General features: G+C 37.6%; 17 protein-coding genes, 2 tRNA genes and 2 pseudogenes. 7 read left to right on the forward strand and 14 right to left on the reverse strand.

Annotated features, from left to right (window positions below; translation table 11 throughout):
• Positions 1 to 3: 3 nt before the first annotated feature.
• From nuoK to GGR10_RS00465, 12 genes are all read right to left on the reverse strand, one after another.
• On the reverse strand, positions 4 to 312 hold the full coding sequence (gene nuoK / locus GGR10_RS00410; protein ID WP_010703771.1) for an NADH-quinone oxidoreductase subunit NuoK: 309 nt from the start codon (positions 310 to 312) through the stop codon (positions 4 to 6).
• 13 nt (positions 313 to 325) lie between these two features.
• Entirely contained in the window at positions 326 to 946 is a 621-nt protein-coding gene (locus tag GGR10_RS00415; protein WP_182479432.1) for an NADH-quinone oxidoreductase subunit J, read from the reverse strand.
• A 97-nt stretch (positions 947 to 1,043) separates the two neighbouring features.
• On the reverse strand, positions 1,044 to 1,535 hold the full coding sequence (nuoI, locus tag GGR10_RS00420; protein ID WP_182479433.1) for an NADH-quinone oxidoreductase subunit NuoI: 492 nt from the start codon (positions 1,533 to 1,535) through the stop codon (positions 1,044 to 1,046).
• 17 nt (positions 1,536 to 1,552) lie between these two features.
• Entirely contained in the window at positions 1,553 to 2,599 is a 1,047-nt protein-coding gene (nuoH, locus tag GGR10_RS00425) for an NADH-quinone oxidoreductase subunit NuoH (RefSeq protein WP_182479434.1), read from the reverse strand.
• A 23-nt stretch (positions 2,600 to 2,622) separates the two neighbouring features.
• Positions 2,623 to 4,692, reverse strand: coding sequence for an NADH-quinone oxidoreductase subunit NuoG (gene nuoG, locus GGR10_RS00430; RefSeq protein WP_182479732.1), 2,070 nt, complete (start codon positions 4,690 to 4,692; stop codon positions 2,623 to 2,625).
• A gap of 64 nt (positions 4,693 to 4,756) precedes the next feature.
• Positions 4,757 to 6,064 (reverse strand): NADH-quinone oxidoreductase subunit NuoF, encoded by a 1,308-nt coding sequence (gene nuoF, locus GGR10_RS00435; RefSeq protein ID WP_182479435.1) that lies wholly within the window; start codon positions 6,062 to 6,064, stop codon positions 4,757 to 4,759.
• A gap of 166 nt (positions 6,065 to 6,230) precedes the next feature.
• The gene (nuoE, locus tag GGR10_RS00440) at positions 6,231 to 6,884 is read right to left on the reverse strand and encodes an NADH-quinone oxidoreductase subunit NuoE (RefSeq protein ID WP_182479436.1); all 654 of its coding nucleotides are present in this window, start codon (positions 6,882 to 6,884) and stop codon (positions 6,231 to 6,233) included.
• Entirely contained in the window at positions 6,884 to 8,074 is a 1,191-nt protein-coding gene (locus GGR10_RS00445) for an NADH-quinone oxidoreductase subunit D (RefSeq protein WP_182479437.1), read from the reverse strand. The genes nuoE and GGR10_RS00445 overlap by 1 nt, the downstream gene beginning before the upstream one ends.
• A 181-nt stretch (positions 8,075 to 8,255) precedes the next feature.
• Entirely contained in the window at positions 8,256 to 8,864 is a 609-nt protein-coding gene (locus GGR10_RS00450; protein ID WP_182479733.1) for an NADH-quinone oxidoreductase subunit C, read from the reverse strand.
• Positions 8,865 to 8,877: 13 nt separating this feature from the next.
• Positions 8,878 to 9,459 carry a NuoB/complex I 20 kDa subunit family protein gene (locus GGR10_RS00455; RefSeq protein ID WP_182479438.1) on the reverse strand — a complete coding sequence of 194 codons (582 nt, stop codon included), beginning with the start codon at positions 9,457 to 9,459 and terminating at the stop codon, positions 8,878 to 8,880.
• Entirely contained in the window at positions 9,450 to 9,815 is a 366-nt protein-coding gene (locus tag GGR10_RS00460; protein ID WP_078664058.1) for an NADH-quinone oxidoreductase subunit A, read from the reverse strand. The genes GGR10_RS00455 and GGR10_RS00460 overlap by 10 nt, the downstream gene beginning before the upstream one ends.
• A 312-nt stretch (positions 9,816 to 10,127) precedes the next feature.
• Positions 10,128 to 10,204: transfer RNA gene (locus GGR10_RS00465), tRNA-Asp, on the reverse strand.
• 194 nt (positions 10,205 to 10,398) lie between these two features.
• Here GGR10_RS00465 and GGR10_RS00470 point away from each other — a divergent pair.
• Positions 10,399 to 10,474, forward strand: a tRNA-Val gene (locus GGR10_RS00470).
• A 221-nt stretch (positions 10,475 to 10,695) separates the two neighbouring features.
• Here GGR10_RS00470 and GGR10_RS00475 read toward each other — a convergent pair.
• Positions 10,696 to 11,766 carry a porin gene (locus GGR10_RS00475; protein WP_182479439.1) on the reverse strand — a complete coding sequence of 357 codons (1,071 nt, stop codon included), beginning with the start codon at positions 11,764 to 11,766 and terminating at the stop codon, positions 10,696 to 10,698.
• A gap of 713 nt (positions 11,767 to 12,479) precedes the next feature.
• On the opposite strand from GGR10_RS00475, the pseudogene GGR10_RS00480 reads away from it, so the two are divergent.
• From GGR10_RS00480 to parE, 4 genes and pseudogenes are all read left to right on the forward strand, one after another.
• A pseudogene (locus GGR10_RS00480) lies at positions 12,480 to 12,872 on the forward strand (LemA family protein); the annotation flags it as partial.
• 17 nt (positions 12,873 to 12,889) lie between these two features.
• A pseudogene (locus GGR10_RS00485) lies at positions 12,890 to 13,472 on the forward strand (TPM domain-containing protein); the annotation flags it as partial.
• Between the two features lie 329 nt (positions 13,473 to 13,801).
• Positions 13,802 to 14,539, forward strand: coding sequence for a lipoyl(octanoyl) transferase LipB (gene lipB / locus GGR10_RS00490; protein WP_182479440.1), 738 nt, complete (start codon positions 13,802 to 13,804; stop codon positions 14,537 to 14,539).
• A 95-nt stretch (positions 14,540 to 14,634) separates the two neighbouring features.
• Entirely contained in the window at positions 14,635 to 16,713 is a 2,079-nt protein-coding gene (parE, locus tag GGR10_RS00495) for a DNA topoisomerase IV subunit B (protein ID WP_182479441.1), read from the forward strand.
• A 15-nt stretch (positions 16,714 to 16,728) separates the two neighbouring features.
• On the opposite strand, the gene recJ is transcribed toward parE, so the two are convergent.
• Positions 16,729 to 18,510: a single-stranded-DNA-specific exonuclease RecJ gene (recJ, locus tag GGR10_RS00500; protein WP_182479442.1), complete on the reverse strand. Its 1,782-nt coding sequence runs from the start codon at positions 18,508 to 18,510 to the stop codon at positions 16,729 to 16,731.
• 297 nt (positions 18,511 to 18,807) lie between these two features.
• On the opposite strand from recJ, the gene rplM reads away from it, so the two are divergent.
• Complete coding sequence (gene rplM, locus GGR10_RS00505; RefSeq protein ID WP_010703755.1) at positions 18,808 to 19,272, forward strand: 50S ribosomal protein L13; 465 nt, start codon at positions 18,808 to 18,810, stop codon at positions 19,270 to 19,272.
• A 3-nt stretch (positions 19,273 to 19,275) separates the two neighbouring features.
• Entirely contained in the window at positions 19,276 to 19,773 is a 498-nt protein-coding gene (gene rpsI, locus GGR10_RS00510; protein ID WP_182479443.1) for a 30S ribosomal protein S9, read from the forward strand.
• The last annotated feature ends 26 nt before the right edge of the window (positions 19,774 to 19,799 follow it).

Here is a 19,799-nt window from a genome sequence, read left to right on the forward strand (position 1 = left end):
TTATCAGCCTTTCATCACATTAACATCTTCAACTGCGATAGAACCGCGGTTACGGAAAAAAACAACAAGAATTGCTAGACCAATTGCTGCTTCAGCGGCTGCAACTGTCAAGATAAATAAAGCAAATATTTGACCAACTAGATCATGAAGAAATGCTGAAAACGCAATAAAATTAAGGTTGACTGAAAGTAATATAAGCTCAATTGACATAAGAATAATAATCACATTCTTCCTATTTAGAAAAATACCAAAAATGCCAATTGTAAACATTATCGCAGAAACAGTGAGATAATGAGAAATGTCAATATGCATAGTCGTTTCCCCGCTAAATACCCTTACCTGATTCAACTTGTTTGATTTCAATTGCACTTTTTGCTGTTCTAGCAACTTGCACTGCAATTGATTGTCGTTTGACACCAGACTTATGACGGAGCGTTAAAACAATAGCACCAATCATTGCAACTAATAAAATCATTCCAGCAATTTGGAAATAGAAAATATAATCTGTATAAAGAATATCCCCTAATGCTTGCGTATTGGTTCGCCGCGCTAAATCTGGCATCGGTTGCGTAACATAAGATCTTAAAACAGGAGAAAAGTGGCTGCTAATAAAAACAGAAATCAATTCTACAACAATAACAACACCAATAAAGGCACCAACAGGAATATATCGAAGCACTCCACTTTTCAATTTAGCAAAGTCCACATCAAGCATCATAACCACAAATAAAAATAAAACTGCTACAGCACCAACATAAACGACAAGTAAAATAAGCCCTAAAAATTCAGCTCCCAAAAGCACAAACAAAACCGCTGCATTAAAAAATACCAAGATTAAAAACAACACCGAATGCACTGAATTACGTGCAGCAACAACAGTAACTGCACTCACGAGCATGATAAAAGAAAATATATAGAAAAATACCGCCGCTGAACCTGTTAGCATAGGATTTCCTTCGATTAATAACCACTAATTAGCATAAAATTCATACCCAGCTATAATTTGCCAGATAGAATCATCCGACTCCTTATTGACGATACACCTAACGATAAGGTGCATCCATCAATATATTACGAGCAATTTCTCTCTCCCAACGATCTCCATTACTTAAAAGCTTTTCTTTATCATAATAAAGTTCTTCACGCATTTCTGTTGCAAACTCAAAATTTGGCCCCTCCACAATAGCATCAACTGGACAAGCTTCCTGACAAAAACCACAGTAAATACACTTAACCATATCAATATCGTAACGAATAGTTCTACGTGTACCATCATTGCATCGTGGTCCCGCTTCAATTGTAATAGCTTGCGCAGGACAAATTGCCTCACATAATTTACATGCAATACACCGTTCCTCACCATTCGGATAACGACGCAAAGCATGTTCACCACGAAAACGTGGAGAAACAAAACCCTTTTCATAAGGGTAATTAATCGTAGGTTTTGGCGAAAAAAACTGACGCATCGCCAGAAAAAAGGCACTTATAAATTCTAATAAAAGCAGTGATTTTGCCGCTTGAATAAGACCTAACATACGAAACACCCCCTTCTTTAAGCAAAACTAATACATTTTAAGACAGCAGCAGTTATCACAACCATTGCCAATGAAATAGGAAGGAATACTTTCCAACCAAGCCGCATTAACTGGTCATAACGATAACGCGGTACAAATGCTTTAACCATAGCAAAACCAAAAAATACAAAACAAACCTTCAAAACAAACCAAATGACGCCTGGAACCCAATTAAGCCACCAAACATCCAAAGGGGGCAACCAACCACCTAAAAACAAGATGGTTGTTAATGCACACATTAAAACAATAGCAACATATTCACCAAGAAAAAAAAGCATATAAGGAGTTGAGGAATACTCAACCATGTGACCAGCAACAAGCTCAGATTCTGCTTCAACTAAATCAAAAGGAGGACGATTTGTTTCAGCAAGTGCAGAAATAAAAAATATAATAAACATTGGAAAAAGAACCAACCAATTCCAATCCAAAAAACTGTTAAAAGGTAGACCAAGATTCATTCCAAGCCCCCTGCTTTGTTCACGAACGATTGTTGCGAGATCTAATGAACCACTTACTAAGATAACAGTTACAAGAACAAATCCAATTGAAACCTCATAAGAAACCATTTGCGCTGCTGAACGAAGAGCTCCCAAGAAAGGATATTTTGAATTTGATGCCCACCCCCCCATGATAACACCATAGACCTCAAGAGATGAAATAGCTAAGATATAAAGCAAACCAACATTAATACTAGCAATTTCCCAATTCTCATTAACAGGTACAACAGCCCAAGTTGATAACGCAAGCATAGCAGAAACAAAAGGAGCCAAAAGAAAAACACCTTTATTGGCACCAGCAGGGATAATAGGTTCTTTAACCGCAAATTTAATTAAATCTGCAAAAGATTGAAACAACCCCCATGGACCAACAACATTCGGTCCCCGCCGCAATTGCACAGCGGCCCAGATTTTTCTATCTGCATAAAGAAGATAAGCAATTAAAACTAAAAGAACAACCAAAAGGAGAAGTGTCTTACCCACTATAATCAGCAGCGGTAATAGCCCGGTCATAAAGAAATCATACATAATATTCTTTTTCCCTTCTGTTCTTACTCTACAGATCCAGCAGCATGACTCTTTGCAAGAGCTGAACATTCAGCCATAACTGCAGAAGCACGCGCTATTGGATTTGTTAAATAGAAGTCCTTAATTATAGAAGCGAATGTTTGCTTACTTAGAACAATTAATTGTGAACCGAGCGCTTTGAGATCACTTACACATGCAGGTGCTATATCATCAATTGCGCAAAGATGTGGGAAATCACTGAATAAATTCTGCCTTAATTGAGATAAAGAATCAAAAGGAAGCTTTTTTCCTAAAACATCAGATAAAGCGCGCAAAATTGCCCAATCTTCCTTTGCTTCACCCGGAGCAAAACCGGCTCGATTCGTCATTTGAACACGACCTTCTGTATTAACATAAAGCCCTGATTTTTCAGTATAAGCTGATGCTGGCAAAATTACATCAGCAGCATGTGCACCATTATCACCATGGCTACCAATATAAATTGTAAAAGCCTTTTTATGGGTTAATTCCACTTCATCTGCACCAAGTAAAAATAAAACTTCACAGGTCTTAACAATATTTTCAGTTCCAATATTAGAAACAAAACCAATATCTAATCCCCCAACAGTCGAGGCAGCATTATGAAGCACACCAAATCCATTCCACTCTTTATTAAGAGCACCAACAACATCAGATAATTTTGCGAGATTTTTTAAAACAGACAACCCCTCTTTACCTGAAACAGCAGCTTCCCCGATAAGAATAAGCGGGCGTTTAGCTTTTTTCAGAACATCAAAAAACGCATTCTTTCCACTAATGAGTGCACTTAACGCTTCAGTACCAGCCCCAAGATAAGAATATGGATAACGCAAATCAACTTGTTCTCCAATTAATGCAATTGGAAATTGCCCCATCCGTTGACGTTTTAAAATACGCGCATTTAAAACAGCAGCTTCAGCACGTGGATTAGACCCCACAATAAGCAATGCATCAGCTTGCTCAATACCTACAATAGTTGGATTGAAAATATAACTTGAGCGCCCTAACTCAGGTGACAAAGCCATACCTCTTTGACGACAATCAAATACCTTTGACCCTAGTGAAGTGAGCAATACTTTAAGCGCATACATTTCTTCAACAGATGCTAGATCTCCTGCAATTGCACCAATTTTTTCTGCTGATGTCTTAGATATTGCGGTCTTAATACTCGCAAAAGCTTCTGACCAACTTGCAGGCTGAAGTTTTCCATTTTTGCGAACATATGGTTTATCAAGCCGCTGAGTGCGCAGCCCATCCCAAATAAAACGCGTCTTATCAGAAATCCACTCCTCATTTACGTCTTGATTCGTACGTGGTATTATTCGCATAACTTCACGCCCCCGACTATCAATACGAATGGCACTACCAAGCGCATCCATCACATCAATTGATTCTGTCTTAGTTAATTCCCATGGACGCGCATGAAATGCATAAGGTTTTGAGGTTAAAGCGCCTACCGGACAAAGATCAATAACATTCCCCTGTAATTCAGATGTCATTGCTTTTTCAAGATAGGTCGTAATTTCAGCATCTTCACCACGACCAATTAAACCAAGCTCTGAAACACCTGCAACTTCTGTCGTAAAACGAACACAACGGGTGCAATGAATACACCGTGTCATAACAGTTTTTACAAGCGGACCGATATATTTATCTTCTACAGCACGCTTGTTTTCCGTATAACGAGAACAATCACGACCATAAAACATTGCTTGATCTTGAAGATCACATTCACCACCTTGATCACATACAGGACAATCTAGCGGATGATTAATAAGGAGAAACTCCATAACACCTTCACGTGCTTTTTTAACCATCTCTGTATTGGTAAATATCTCAGGTATTTCACCATTAGGACCCAGTCGTAAATCACGAACCCCCATCGCACAAGAGGCTTGAGGTTTTGGAGGAGCACCTTTGACCTCAACTAAGCACATGCGACAATTTCCAGCAATTGACAAACTTTCATGAAAACAAAAACGTGGCACTTCAGCACCAGCAGCTTCAGCGGCTTGAAGCAATGTATAGTAGTCAGGAACTTCAATCTCTTTACCATCAACTTTGATACTTATCATCATTAATCCAGTCCGCAGATAATTTACCTAAACTCACATTTTATTATTCATTAGAATAAAATTTTCACTCTACTACTTCCAAAGCAACATTTCTGCTTTGAACCACGTTTCGCGTATAATCATCAATTCTTTGCTCAATCTCTGAGCGAAAATTGCGTATTAATCCTTGCACAGGCCACGCTGCAGCATCACCAAGTGCACAAATAGTATGCCCTTCAACCTGTTTAGAAACTTCAAACAAAAGGTCAATCTCACGTTTTTGAGCTCTTCCTTCAACCATGCGCTCTAAAAGGCGCATCATCCAACCAGTACCCTCACGACATGGTGTACACTGCCCACAACTTTCATGTTTGAAAAAAGCCGCTATACGCCAAATTGCCTTGATAATATCCGTTGATTTATCCATAACAATCACACCACCTGTGCCAAAAGAAGACCCTACATCACGCATCCCATCAAAATCCATGATTGCGTCTATCATATCTTCACCCCGAACAACCGGACAAGAAGCTCCACCTGGAATAACTGCTAAAAGATTATTCCACCCACCACGAATACCCCCTGTGTGTTTTTCAATTAATTCACGGAAAGAAACACCTAGAGCTTCTTCAAATGTACAAGGGGCATTGACGTGACCAGAAATCATAAACAATTTTGTTCCAACATTGTTTGAGCGACCGATTGATGAAAACCATGAAGCACCCCGACGCAAAATTGTTGGAATAACTGCAATGGATTCCACATTATTAACTATTGTCGGACAACCATAAACCCCCATATTAGCAGGAAACGGCGGTTTAAGCCGAGGCTGCCCTTTTTTTCCTTCAAGACTTTCTAAAAGAGCCGTTTCCTCACCACAAATGTACGCTCCAGCACCATGATGAACAATAATATCGCAAACATGCCCACATTTGGTCTTCTTACCAAGCAAACCAGCATCATAACATTCATCAATCGCAGCTTGAAGCGCTTCACGCTCACGAATATATTCACCACGGATATAAATAAAAGCGACATTTGCTCCTATTGCAAAAGTAGCAATAACACATCCTTCAATTAAAGTATGAGGATCATGGCGCAAAATGTCACGATCTTTACACGTTCCAGGTTCCGATTCATCTGCATTCACGACTAAATAATGTGGTCGACCATCGCTTTGCTTTGGCATAAAAGACCACTTCATACCAGTAGGAAAACCAGCACCACCACGACCACGCAAACCTGACTTTTTTACCTCATCAACAATCCAGTCACGACCTTTTTCGACAATTGCCTTAGTACCATCCCAATGCCCACGCAGCATAGCGCCTTTTAATGATTTATCCTTTAAACCATAAATATTAGTGAAAATGCGATCTTTATCAGTTAGCATACCCCACCTTTTTTCTCTAACATCGAATATGTTCTCAACATTTTCCTAAATCCAATAATTTTTCAGTATTTTTAAAAGATTTGTTACTTCTACTAAAATATTTCCAAATAAACAAACAATAAACACTCTATTAATGAAGCGTTATTTACTCTGTTTTTATTTTTTATTATTTTTTTCTTGAAAGTTTTGATGATTTTTTCTTCCCCTCACTCTCATCAACTAAAGAAGTTAAACCATTTATAGGTTCCGATGATTTACGACCATTTTGAGGCCCTACAGCTATATCAGAATTTTTTCCCGCCTCAAATGCATCTATAATTTCTTCAAGACGTTCCGCTGTAAGATCTTCATAAGTATCTTTAAAAATCATAACCATTGGAGCATTAACACAAGCACCAAGACACTCTACCTCTTCCCATGACAAAGTTCCATCTTTGTTAGTAACAAAAGGTTCAGAATGAATTTTCTTTTGGCAAACTTTAATTAACTCACCAGAACCACGCAACATACAAGGAGTAGTACCACAAACTTGAATATGCGCTTTTGTTCCAACCGGCTTAAGTTGAAACTGAGTATAGAAAGTAGCAATTTCTAAAACGCGGATATAAGCCATTGAAAGCATTTGAGCAACATACTCGATCGCAGCACGTGTTACCCAACCTTCTTGCTCTTGAGCACGCATTAAGAGGGGAATTACAGCTGACTGCTCACGCCCTACAGGGTATTTTGCTATAGTATTTTGCGCCCACACTTGATTTTCTTTTGTAAAAGAAAATTCTAATGGTTGGTGAGCATCATCTGCAAGACGACGTACAGACATTAGCGATCAACCTCCCCAAAAACAATATCAATTGAACCTAAAATAGCTGTTGCATCTGCAAGCATATGACCCCGAGTCAAGAAATCCATAGCTTGAAGATGAGCAAAACCAGGAGCACGCAATTTAACCCGATAAGGCTTATTTGTTCCATCAGAAACAAGATAAACACCAAATTCACCCTTTGGAGCTTCCACAGCAACATAAACTTCGCCAGGAGGAGTATGAAACCCTTCCGTGTAAAGTTTAAAATGGTGAATAAGCGCCTCCATTGAATTTTTCATTTCATTACGCTTTGGAGGAACGATTTTATGATCTAAATTTGAAACGGGTCCATTTCTTTCAGTACTAAGCAAGCGATTCACACATTGACGCATAATTTTTGCTGATTGACGCATTTCTTCCATACGAATGAGATAACGATCATAACAGTCACTATTTTTACCGACTGGAATATCAAATTCCATTTCATCATAACATTCATAAGGTTGACTTTTACGCAAATCCCACGGCACACCGGCACCGCGAATCATTACCCCAGAAAAACCACGCGCCCAGGCCTCATCACTACTTACCACTCCAATATCTACATTTCGCTGTTTAAAAATTCGATTTGGCGTTATAAGCGCATCAAGCTTACCAAGAGCAACAAGAAATGGATCAATAAAATTACCAATATCTTCAATTAAAGATTCCGGCAAATCTCTATGTACACCACCAGGACGAAAATAATTAGCATGAAGCCGTGCACCGCATGCACGTTCATAAAAAATCATCAAACGTTCACGCTGCTCAAACCCCCAAAGTGGTGGCGTTAAAGCACCAACATCCATTGCTTGCGTTGTCACATTAAGTAAATGATTAAGAATACGTCCGATTTCAGAAAATAGAACACGGATTAACTGCCCCCGTTTAGGGACCTCAATACCCAACATTTTTTCAATAGCAAGCACAAAAGCATGCTCTTGATTCATAGGAGCAACATAATCCAAACGATCCAAATAAGGGCACGCCTGAAGGTACGTTTTTGTCTCCATCAACTTTTCAGTACCACGGTGCAATAACCCAATATGCGGATCTACACGTTCAACAACTTCACCGTCTAATTCAAGGACCATACGCAAAACACCATGCGCCGCAGGATGTTGAGGACCAAAATTAATATTAAAGTTTCGGACATTGACCTCAGCCACAATCAACCCCTTGCTTTTTCACAACACGCTCCCAATTGAACGCCAATAAAATTTTGTTTACCATATCGTAAAACACAAGATAACGACTTACTACATGCAAACATTTACACCCTCCCTACTAAAAAGTATTCAATCATCTAAAAATCTGCCTGTTTCAGTGTTATTCTTGTCAGTTTTAATATCATTTCTCGTCGTTTATCTTTTCATCACCCGGCAAAATATATTCAGCACCTTCCCAGGGTGAAAGAAAATCAAAATTACGCATTTCCTGCCGCAAAACAACAGGTTCATAAATTACTCGCTTAACTTCATTATCATAACGACATTCTACGAACCCCGTTACCGGAAAATCTTTACGTAAAGGATGCCCTTCAAACCCATAATCGGTCAGAATACGCCTCAAATCTGGATGACCAGAAAATAAAATACCATACATATCGTACGTTTCACGTTCATACCACTCTGCCCCAGGATAAACTGAGCACGCAGATGGAATCGGCACATTTTCATCAGTCCGCACCTTAACACGTAAGCGTAAATTATGACGAGGAGACAATAATTGATAAGAGACATCAAAGCGTTTATCTCGAGAAGGATAATCAACGCCGCTAATATCTGTGATATTAACAAACTGACAGCGAGAATCATCACGCACAAACATTAAGACATCAGTAATTACATCAAGACGTGACACAATCGTCAATTCACCAAATGCAAGAACACTTTCTTCTAATTTATCCCCTAATTGATTCTTCAAATAGGCAGAAAGCTCATTTAATGATTCAAACATCACCCTAAAGCCTCTATCGCTCTATAGATCCAGTACGACGGATTTTCTTCTGCAACAACAATATACCGTAAAGCAACGCCTCTGCTGTCGGAGGACACCCTGGAACATAAATATCTACCGGTACTATACGATCACACCCACGCACAACTGAATAAGAATAGTGATAATAGCCACCACCATTTGCACACGACCCCATAGAGATCACATAACGCGGCTCAGGCATTTGATCATAAACTTTACGTAAAGCAGGCGCCATTTTATTGGTTAAAGTACCAGCAACCACCATCACATCTGATTGACGAGGTGAAGCGCGCGGCGCATATCCAAAACGCTCATTATCATAATGAGGCATTGAGCACTGCATCATTTCAACAGCACAACAAGCCAAACCAAAACTCATCCACATCAATGAGCCAGTACGCGCCCAAGTGATCAAAGCATCTGCTGAGGTTACTAAAAAACCCTTATCAGACAACTCAGCATTTATATCATGAAAAAATTTATCATGAGAACTTACCAATTCACCAGCACTCAGCCCCGCCATTTCTTTAGACTTTGGAGTTATAACTGTTGGATTATTTAATATTAATCCCATTCAAGAGCCCCTTTTTTCCACTCATATATAAATCCAATCGTCAAAATTGCTAAAAACATCATCATTGACCAAAAACCCAACATACCTATTGAGCCAAACGAAACAGCCCAAGGAAAAAGAAAAGCAATTTCAAGATCAAAAATAATAAACAAAATTGAAACCAAATAAAACCGAATATCAAATTTCATGCGAGCGTCATCAAAAGAGTTAAATCCGCACTCATAAGCTGATAATTTTTCCGGATCGGGGGCACGATAAGCCACAATATAAGGCGTAATTAAAAGAGCCCCCGCAATAACTGCTGAAACAATAATAAAAATCAACACTGGTAAGTAAGAACTCAACAAATGAGTCATCATCTTCTTCCGCTTTAATAAAGTGCCTGAAGTAACGTAATTATTCGATATTGTCTAGATAAGTACATAAATTATCATAATTGTCCCGCTACTCCCGCTCGTACAGCTTCAAAAGGCATGCCGTGCAATTTTTTCTTATTGATATAGGTACAGCAGTGCGAAAAAAGACGCAAGCCCCTATTCTCAGAAACTATACAAATAAAGGAAAAAAATTGAAATGTTAAAAAGAATTTTATAGCCAATACTAAATTTAGTACTTTGCGAATGAAACGTATATACTAACAAGAGAAAATTAGGAAAGAAACTATAAAATGGCGCGAGTGACGGGGCTCGAACCCGCGACCTCCGGCGTGACAGGCCAGCACTCTAACCAACTGAGCTACACCCGCGCACTTCTTTCGAACCAATTGTTTAGCTGGTGTAAGAGGTTCATTCGTTTCTGTCAAGCATTCTTAATGCGTTTTTTTCAAAAAAAATAAAAATTTAACATCCTTTAAAAAATATCAAATAAAAATATCTTTTATTCTTGCGTTTAAATAAAATTTTCCTTAAAAAGCTTTCATTCAATGACAAAACATTGATTGGGCGATTAGCTCAGCTGGTAGAGCGCCTCGTTTACACCGAGGATGTCGGGAGTTCGAGTCTCTCATTGCCCACCATATATTTTTATCTTCTTACATTTTTTTATTTCATTATTATTTTTAAGTTTAAAGACAAGATAATAAAGTCAAAGTTTAAAGTCTTTCAGTTCTCTTCTTGTTGTAATTATAATAATTCTTCTTCCCTGAATTCCTGAATTTGGAAAAGCACAACAACAGATAAAAATAAAAAGCTCTATCATATGATAGAGCTTTTTAAATAACTTGAATTGTAGAACAAATTAGAATTTATAGGCAACACCAACCCGAAAATCATTGGTTTGGTAGCTAAGTTCTAATTTGTCCTTAAAAAATTTCTGCTTGCCAAAATCTGAATAACGATATTCCGCACGTAAAATAACATTATCAGCCATCGCAAAATCAATACCACCACCAACGGTATAACCCACCATCATTTTTTTATCCAGTAAGTCAGACAAATTTTCTTTCCGATGTTCCATCTCAAGTGATCGCGAAAAAATACTTTGAAGCTGTGTATAAGCAATACCGCCAGCAACATAAGGCATAATACGATCAACTGCAAAACCTATACGTATTCGTGTAGCACCAGACCATTGTTGTTTTAAAGTATAACTACACGTTTTAACAATTTCTGCTATTTGGGTGAATTCCTCCGTTTCCCTACCATCACGTGTACTTCTTGAGATTGTTAGCATTTGTTGTTGACTAGTAAATTCTTCATTATGGGAGGAAACACTACTCCTCCTTACTCTTTCTCTTTGTTCTATTTGAGCAGATTGAGTTGATAGAGCATCAGTTTCTCGCGGTATTACATCACGCTCTACCCTCTCTTGTACTTGCTCTTCCTCTTCTATTCCTTCTAGGCTTAATACTTCAAATGTTTTTTTAGAAACAATTTTTGTGTCCTGTTTATTAGACCAAACAATATCCGTATCAACGCCTAGAATAAGACTGTTCCCTAGATCAACATTGGCTCCTGCATAAAGCCCTCCCATAAAACCGGAAAGTTGAGGCAACGTGTCTTTCTCAACCGCTGTCCATTCTCTCGTACCAGGACCTTTTTTAGCGTATAAACTGATCCCTGTTTTTCCTGAAAAGCCACCAATCTGCCCTCCAAGATAGAAACCATTCCAAGAAAAAGTAGGTGCAGAAATGACTGGTGGAACATTAGAATTAGAACTCATTTCAACAGGTGGTGAAATTTGCCCTGATGTTTGAGGAGGTGAAACAACAGGCCTCGACTCTCGAGGTATCGTAATATCTGCAGCCTGTGCTACAGAAGCTGTAAATAGAGCGATAATGGATGTGCTGATTAAACATTTTGTGTTCATGAGTTACTCCGAAGATAATGTTGAGAACCACATAATGATACATTATCCTCATTACATAATCTTTTCAAAAAGAGCTATAATAAAAATGACACAATCATAAAAAATAAGTTCTATAGAACTTGAAATAATGAATTTGATTATAAGGCAGGAACTTGTGAGTGAAGGGAAATTTTATTACAGTTTCCCAAAATGCTGACAATAAAACGATTCTTATACCAAAAACTAAACCATAATTTTTGCTATAATTAGCCTGTGTATTGGCTTTCTCATACAAATTTGTATCAATAATTTTACTATATATAACAACAATTCATAATAATAATACAATGTGTTTTATTAATTTTAGCAATAAAATGCATTGCGAATAGAATTCGTTATCCTATTTTTCAAACTGGATTATGAAATTATTCATTTTAAAAATTGTAACTGACCAATATGGCCAGAATTAAATGCTACCATATAAACCTATGAAATAACGAGTGTAAATTATGTTATGCATTGGTGATTCATTCAAACGATTGAAATGCGTAATGAGCCCCAAATAAACTATTTCATAAATATAAATCGGCTGCAAAATTTTAAATACTTTTCCTAAGTGAAATATACTTTATATAACATAGTTTGCAAAAATAGCTTTGGGGATATTTATACTAGATGTATTAAATTCACCTGCTTATTCTATAACAAAAATGTTAAGATGATTTTCAAGTACCATTGTATTAACATTTTTAACTGATTGTGGATTTAATACAATACCAACAAATCAAGGAAAAGCATATGCGGCATAGAGTAATGTTCTCAATCAATATCAGCGCCGCGCGGATCTCATCCCTAATTTCATAGAAATTGTCAAAGCTTATGCATCCCATGAGCAAACTATTCTTACTGGTGTTATTGGAAAAACGTGCAAAAGCGACGCAAATGACCATTAATGCTGATATATTGAATAACCCACAAACTATGTAACGATACCTCAATAGCCAAGCTAATTTGTTGAGTGCACTTTCACGTTTTATGGCTGTTGTTGAAAACTACCCTGATCTCAAAGCAAATCAAAATTTCTTACTTTTCAATCACAATTAGAAAGAACTGAAAATCCAATTTCTTCTCTTAATAAGTTAATGTTAATGATATAGCTCATTTGCTTGACACAACAACGATAAAAAGTCTGACAGAAAAGCTATCTACACTAAAAAAACAGGAGATCAAATTGTCATTGTGACCGTCCCTACCCTTTCGGAAATCGATATCGAAACTTACAGCAATTCTCTGCTTCGCACATGAAGCTTGGTAAAAAAAGATCAATAATAGTGTATTGCTTGCTGTTGCATCAAACGAGCGCAAAGTATGTATTGAGGTGGGATATGATTTGGAAAAAGAGCTAACAGATGCGATTTCTGCAGTCATTATTGACAATTTTATTTTTCCTAATTTTCATGAAGGAAATTATCAAAAAGGGATCATTGAATCAGTTAACACAATTACTGAAGTTATTACAGGAAGTAATTCCAATGTTATGTCTAGAATGAGAGCAAAAGCTAAAATTATTGAAGCGCAAAGTAAACAAACTGAAAAAGAAGAAATGATAGCAAATACTATTTTCTTTTTTATCTTTTTTCTAGTAGTTGGTTTGCTAATTTTTGTAATGATTTTTTTATAAAAAAGTAGGTCTACAAAAATATCGTTGGATGGATATAGTTTTCACGCTTTAGTTTAGTAATAAAAAACACTTTGACGGAAGATTGGAAAGATATTCAGCTGGTAATTTTGCTGGTTCCATATCAAATTTTAATTTATTGTACCTACACTTTAAAAATTGCAAGCTTTAAACTCAACATAATAATGTATTACTTATATTTAACTAACGGCTTTCTACTCAACTAAAATGATAGAAATAATTAAATGCTTTCACTAATATATAAAAAATATTGATATTACTCATTTTCTATTTTGATTTTAATGAACAAACCCATATCTTGCTACGCAATGTTACTAATAGCAAAAAATATAATCCTTATTAATATAAATATTTCTGATGACATTTAAATTGAAACGCACTGATCGTGATCATTTATCGTATGATTTTAAAACAGATTCTCCCACCTCTCCAATTGAATGGAAAATAAGTGATAGTTTAGTCGAATATCCTGAAGCGCTTTGTTATATGCAAGAGCGCGTAGAAAATATTTCTGCAAAAACCGCACATGAACAAGTTTGGCTTCTTGAACATCCTCCCCTTTATACAGCTGGTACAAGTGCCAACAAAAAGGATCTTCTAGCACCTAATTTATTTCCTGTTTATGAAGCTGGCCGTGGTGGTGAATTTACATATCATGGCCCAGGACAACGTATTGCCTATGTTATGCTTGATCTGAAACGCAGAAAACAAGACATACGCGCTTTTATTAGTGCATTAGAACAGTGGATTATCCAAACGCTTGCACAATTTAATATTAAAGGTGAACGCCGTGAAGATAGGATTGGTGTTTGGGTTACACGACCAGATCGTCCACAAACAATAAAAGGCACTTCTTGTGAAGATAAAATCGCTGCTATTGGTATCCGTGTACGTAAATGGGTAAGTTTTCATGGAATTGCTATTAATGTTGATCCTAACTTAGATCACTACTCAGGAATTGTTCCATGTGGAATTGCAGATTATGGTGTAACAAGTTTAATTGATTTAGGTTTACCTATAACAATACATGATGTTGACATTGCTCTAAAACAGGCATTTGAACAAATTTTTGGTCCAACAATTGATGTTTCTTAAGTGCGTTGATTTTTAAATGAAAAACGGGCATAAAACTTATCTTGATTAAACGTTTATTTTAAATAACTTAAAATTTAGATAGATAATTGAATGCTATGAGCGATAATAATAAAGATCTTTTTAGTATTTTAAACAAAGCTCAGCTTCGTATGGAAACGAAAGCAAATAGTCAGCAAACTTCAGTAAATTCAAAAGCAATACCTTCAAAGGTGCCTGTATCTGCCTCTAAAGATAATGCAGAAACGAATGACTACAATGCGTCATCTATCCGAGTACTTGAAGGGTTGGAGCCTGTGCGTTTGCGACCTGGAATGTATATCGGTGGAACAGATAGCAAAGCGCTTCATCATTTATTTTCTGAAATCATTGATAATGCAATGGATGAAGCTGTTGCTGGTTACGCTGATTTAATTGATGTATCACTAGATAAAGATGGTTATCTAACGGTTACAGATAATGGACGTGGAATTCCTATTGAAAATCATCCTCAAATGCCAGACAAATCTACTCTTGAAGTCATTATGACGCAGCTTCACTCAGGAGGAAAATTTGATGGGAAAGCTTATCAAACCTCTGGTGGTTTACATGGAGTTGGTATTTCCGTTGTTAACGCTCTTTCTGACGATATGGAAGTCGAAGTAGCACGAGAACGAAAACTTTACCGTCAGCGTTTCTCACGCGGTATTCCTCAATCTGGATTAGAAGATTTAGGTGATGTCTACAACCGCCGCGGTACGCGAGTTCGTTTTCACCCTGATAGTAAAATTTTTGGCGAAAAAACAGCTTTTGAACCAGAAAAAATTTATAAAATGGCGCGTTCTAAAGCCTATCTTTTTAGTGGAGTTAAAATTCGCTGGAGTTGTGACCCCATAGTACTTGAAGGTATCAATAATGTTCCTGAAAAAGCTACTTTTCATTTTCCAGATGGGCTTAAAGACTATTTATCATCATCATTGAATAGTAAATATTGTATAACAACTGAAATCTTTTCTGGTAAAACGAAACAACGTGCCAATCATGGCTCAGTTGAGTGGGCAGTAGCTTGGCATAATGGTGATGCTGGTGTACAATCCTACTGCAATACTATTCCTACACGAGAAGGTGGAAGCCATGAAATAGGGCTACGGCAAGCTCTTTTACGTGGACTGAAAGCTTATGCTGAATTAATAGGAAACAAACGCGCTGCTATTATTACTTCTGATGATGTTATGGCATCAGCCGTTGCAGTGCTTTCAGTCTTTATTAGAGAACCTGAATTCGTTGGGCAAACTAAAGATCGATTAGCTACAATTGAAGCACAACGTATCGTTGAAAACGCAATACGTGATCCTTTTGACCATTGGCTTGCTAATTCTCCACAAGAAGCGACAAAGCTTCTTGATTGGGTTATTGAACGAGCAGAAGAACGTGTAAAACGACGTCAAGATAGAGAAATAAATCGAAAAACAGCTGTACGTAAATTACGCCTACCCGGTAAATTAGCAGATTGTAGCCAAAATTCTGCTGCTGGTGCTGAATTATTCATTGTTGAAGGAGATTCGGCTGGTGGTTCTGCTAAACAAGCACGCAATAGAGCAAACCAAGCAATTTTACCTCTTCGGGGGAAAATTTTAAACGTAGCCAGTGCTGCACGCGAGAAGATGATTACAAGCCAAACAATTAGTGATCTTATCCTCGTGCTTGGATGTGGAACACGTTCTAAATATCGTGAAGATGATCTTAGATATGAGCGTGTTATTATTATGACTGACGCTGATGTTGACGGTGCACACATTGCTTCACTCTTAATAACCTTTTTCTTTCAAGAAATGCCCGACCTCATCCGTGGGGGGCATTTATATCTTGCTGTACCTCCTCTCTACAGAATATCACAAGGGGGAAAGATTGCCTACGCACGCAATGACGCCCATAAGGATGAGTTGTTAAAAACTGAATTTACTGGAAAAGCTAAAATCGAAATTGGACGTTTCAAGGGCCTGGGAGAAATGCGTGCTGAACAGCTTAAAGAAACAACTATGCATCCCCAAAAACGCACACTTTTGCGCATTTCTATCGATGCACTTGAAATGCAAAAAACTAAAGATACAGTGGAAAGTTTAATGGGGCCAAAACCAGAAGCACGGTTTCGATTCATACAAGAAAACTCAACTTTTGCTCATAATCTCGATATTTAATCGAAAAAATATCTATCAAGCCACTGCCGCCGCATCAATAACACGCAATTGTGGTTTAATCGTTCCATTCCAGTAATTTAAACTAAGATTACCTGCCACATGAATTGTTTCACCAACATTTTCAGAAAGAAAATTGCCAAGGGATGTTCCCACTGCATGAAAAGCTATTCCTTGGAGTTTTTTGCCTTCAAGATCAGAAACAAAAAGGCGTAAATGCCCTTTCCCAACCTCACATACACTGACCAATCGATGAGAAGGAAGAACAAAAACAGGTGTAGCATTTTCCGAACCAAAAGGGCCTGCTTTTTCAATCATATCAAAAAGATCTTTATTAGCGCCAGAAGCAGAAAGAAAGCCATCTATACTAAGAGACTTTTTAGCACGCAATTGCGAAACTACTAAAGAAACCTTTTCTTCTAACCATTCTCGAAAAGCTTCAACTTTCGTAGATTGAATTGTAATTCCAGCTGCCATACTATGCCCTCCCCCTTTTTCTAATAAGTTTAATGTGACAGCTTCATGAACAAGTGCACCTAAATCCACACCACTAATTGAACGTCCTGACCCTGTACCGCTACCATCTGCTTTTAAAGCAATTACAAAAACAGGACAAAAAAAACGTTCTTTTAAACGAGATGCAAGAATACCAACAATTCCTGGGTGCCATTCTTGGCAAGCAACAACAAGTGATAACATTTCTTTATCGTGATGAACAGAATCAATATAAGCTTCTGCTTGAGCTAATTGAATAGCTTCCATCTCTTGACGTTCCTGATTAAGCTTATTTAATTGCTCTGCCATTTTATCAGCTTCATCTCTATTATCACAACTGAGCAAGCGCGCTCCCAAAGCTTGGTCCCCAATGCGCCCTCCCGCATTAATTCTAGGCCCTAATAAAAAACCTAAATGAAAACTGTTAATTGGCTCACCTATACGTGCAACCTTTGCTAAAGCAGCTATCCCGACATTATGCATAGAACGCGCTACTTGAAGCCCTTTTACTACAAAAGCGCGATTAACACCTCGCAATGGAACCACATCGCACACAGTGGCTAATGCAACAAGATCAAGCATACTCAAAAGATCAGGAACAGTTTCTGTCCACTTTTGCTTTCGCAGTAAATGATTTACCCATACCAGTGTAACAAATACGATGCCTGCAGCACATAAATGCCCTTGTTCAGAAAAATCATCAGGGCGATTAGGGTTAACAAGAGCAACAGCCTCCTGATGAACGTCTGACATTTGGTGATGATCTAAAACTACAACATCAGCACCTGCAAGCCTAGCTGCCTTTATTGCATCTGGACTGTTTGCTCCACAATCAACGGTAATAATTAAACTCGCCCCTTCTTGGGCTAGCATCTTCATTGCTTGTTCATTTGGACCATAGCCCTCAACGATACGATCAGGAATATAGATTTTAACTGTTATACCAAAATAACGTAAAAAACGTGCCAAAAGCGCTGATGAACAGGCTCCATCAACGTCATAATCACCAAAAACAGCTATTTTCTCTCGGTTCATAATAGCTTTAACCAAGCGCTCTGCTGCACATTGCATATCCGTAAAGCTTTCTGGATTAGGCAATAGATTGCGTAGCGTGGGATTAATAAAAGAAACAGCTTCAGATTCATCAACGTTTCTTGCAGCAAGAACCCGAGCTAATTGATCTGGAAAACCAAATTTTTGAGAAATAGCACGAGCATTGTTGATCCCTTGAATATCAAGAGGATCCACCCAAGCTTGATCACAAGCAGAAGATTTAACATTGAGACAATAATAGGGTAACTGCATTATCCTTTATGTACAACGAAAGTAGCAAAAATACAATTAGCACTTAAAAGATGAAATATTTTATATAGCATCATATTTTATCTCATGATATGAATAGACTGTTACACTTAAGAGCATTATAATACTCTTATTCGTAATTGCGTTATTTATTAGTTTTTATTTTTTCTTGACGCAAATCGTAAGACATTATATCAGACAGATAATATATACTGAGATGTATTTTGTTGTGGTAATCATTCACAACGTAAAATAATAAAAATGTTTTCATATTAAAGGGCTTTAATAAAGGATACTTCTATGGCAACTTTTTCACAAAAGCCAACTGAAGTGGTAAAGAAATGGGTTATTATTAACGCAGAAAACCTTGTTTTAGGTCGTCTTGCCACGCTCGTTGCCAATCGCTTACGTGGCAAACATAAAACTACTTTTACCCCCCATGTCGATGATGGCGACAATGTCATTGTTATCAATGCAGAAAAAGTGGCTCTTACTGGCAAAAAATATACTGACAAGAAATATTATTGGCATACTGGCTATATCGGTGGCATCAAAGAGCGTACAGCTCGTCAAATTCTTGAAGGTCGTTTTCCTGAGCGAATTGTTGAAAAAGCAGTAGAGCGCATGATTCCCCGTGGTCCACTTGGTCGTCGTCAAATGAAAAATTTACGTGTTTATGCTGGCAGTCAACATCCGCATGCAGCGCAACAGCCCGAAGCTCTTGATGTCGGTGCTTTAAACCGCAAAAATAAAAGGATTGCTTAAATTATGGCTGAAATTAATTCTCTTTCTGAACTTGGTGCAACAATATCGACTGTAGAAGTTAATAATAAAAGTGAAAATGTTGCTGCTCCTATTCACGTGCAAAAACTTGATTCACAAAAGCGTGCTTATGCAACAGGAAAACGTAAAGATGCTGTTGCTCGTGTATGGGTCAAGCCAGGCTCTGGAAAAATTACCATTAATAATAAAGAGTTTGATAAATATTTTGCCCGTCCTGTTCTTAGAATGATTCTTCGTCAGCCGATTGTTATAACCAATAGAGATACTCAATTTGACATTGTTGCAACTGTTGCTGGTGGTGGTCTTTCTGGCCAAGCAGGTGCAGTACGTCATGGAATTTCTAAAGCTTTAACTTACTATGAACCAGAACTTCGTCCTATCTTAAAAAAAGGTGGGTTTCTTACACGAGATAGTCGTGTTGTTGAACGTAAAAAATATGGTAAAGCGAAAGCGCGTCGTTCTTTCCAATTCTCAAAGCGTTAATTTTCAGTTCTTGTATGATACGTAAA

Origin of the sequence: Bartonella chomelii (assembly GCF_014138465.1) — a bacterium.
GTDB classification, from domain to species: domain Bacteria; phylum Pseudomonadota; class Alphaproteobacteria; order Rhizobiales; family Rhizobiaceae; genus Bartonella; species Bartonella schoenbuchensis.

Excerpts from the sequence above, each read along its gene's own strand:
- nuoK (WP_010703771.1), bottom strand. The coding sequence starts at position 312 with ATGCATATTGACATTTCTCATTATCTCACTGTTTCTGCGATAATGTTT.
- GGR10_RS00415 (WP_182479432.1), bottom strand. The coding sequence starts at position 946 with ATGCTAACAGGTTCAGCGGCGGTATTTTTCTATATATTTTCTTTTATC.
- nuoI (WP_182479433.1), bottom strand. The coding sequence starts at position 1,535 with ATGTTAGGTCTTATTCAAGCGGCAAAATCACTGCTTTTATTAGAATTT.
- nuoH (WP_182479434.1), bottom strand. The coding sequence starts at position 2,599 with ATGTATGATTTCTTTATGACCGGGCTATTACCGCTGCTGATTATAGTG.
- nuoG (WP_182479732.1), bottom strand. The coding sequence starts at position 4,692 with ATGATAAGTATCAAAGTTGATGGTAAAGAGATTGAAGTTCCTGACTAC.
- nuoF (WP_182479435.1), bottom strand. The coding sequence starts at position 6,064 with ATGCTAACTGATAAAGATCGCATTTTCACTAATATTTATGGTTTAAAG.
- nuoE (WP_182479436.1), bottom strand. The coding sequence starts at position 6,884 with ATGTCTGTACGTCGTCTTGCAGATGATGCTCACCAACCATTAGAATTT.
- GGR10_RS00450 (WP_182479733.1), bottom strand. The coding sequence starts at position 8,864 with ATGTTTGAATCATTAAATGAGCTTTCTGCCTATTTGAAGAATCAATTA.
- GGR10_RS00455 (WP_182479438.1), bottom strand. The coding sequence starts at position 9,459 with ATGGGATTAATATTAAATAATCCAACAGTTATAACTCCAAAGTCTAAA.
- GGR10_RS00460 (WP_078664058.1), bottom strand. The coding sequence starts at position 9,815 with ATGACTCATTTGTTGAGTTCTTACTTACCAGTGTTGATTTTTATTATT.
- GGR10_RS00475 (WP_182479439.1), bottom strand. The coding sequence starts at position 11,766 with ATGAACACAAAATGTTTAATCAGCACATCCATTATCGCTCTATTTACA.
- lipB (WP_182479440.1), top strand. The coding sequence starts at position 13,802 with ATGACATTTAAATTGAAACGCACTGATCGTGATCATTTATCGTATGAT.
- parE (WP_182479441.1), top strand. The coding sequence starts at position 14,635 with ATGAGCGATAATAATAAAGATCTTTTTAGTATTTTAAACAAAGCTCAG.
- recJ (WP_182479442.1), bottom strand. The coding sequence starts at position 18,510 with ATGCAGTTACCCTATTATTGTCTCAATGTTAAATCTTCTGCTTGTGAT.
- rplM (WP_010703755.1), top strand. The coding sequence starts at position 18,808 with ATGGCAACTTTTTCACAAAAGCCAACTGAAGTGGTAAAGAAATGGGTT.
- rpsI (WP_182479443.1), top strand. The coding sequence starts at position 19,276 with ATGGCTGAAATTAATTCTCTTTCTGAACTTGGTGCAACAATATCGACT.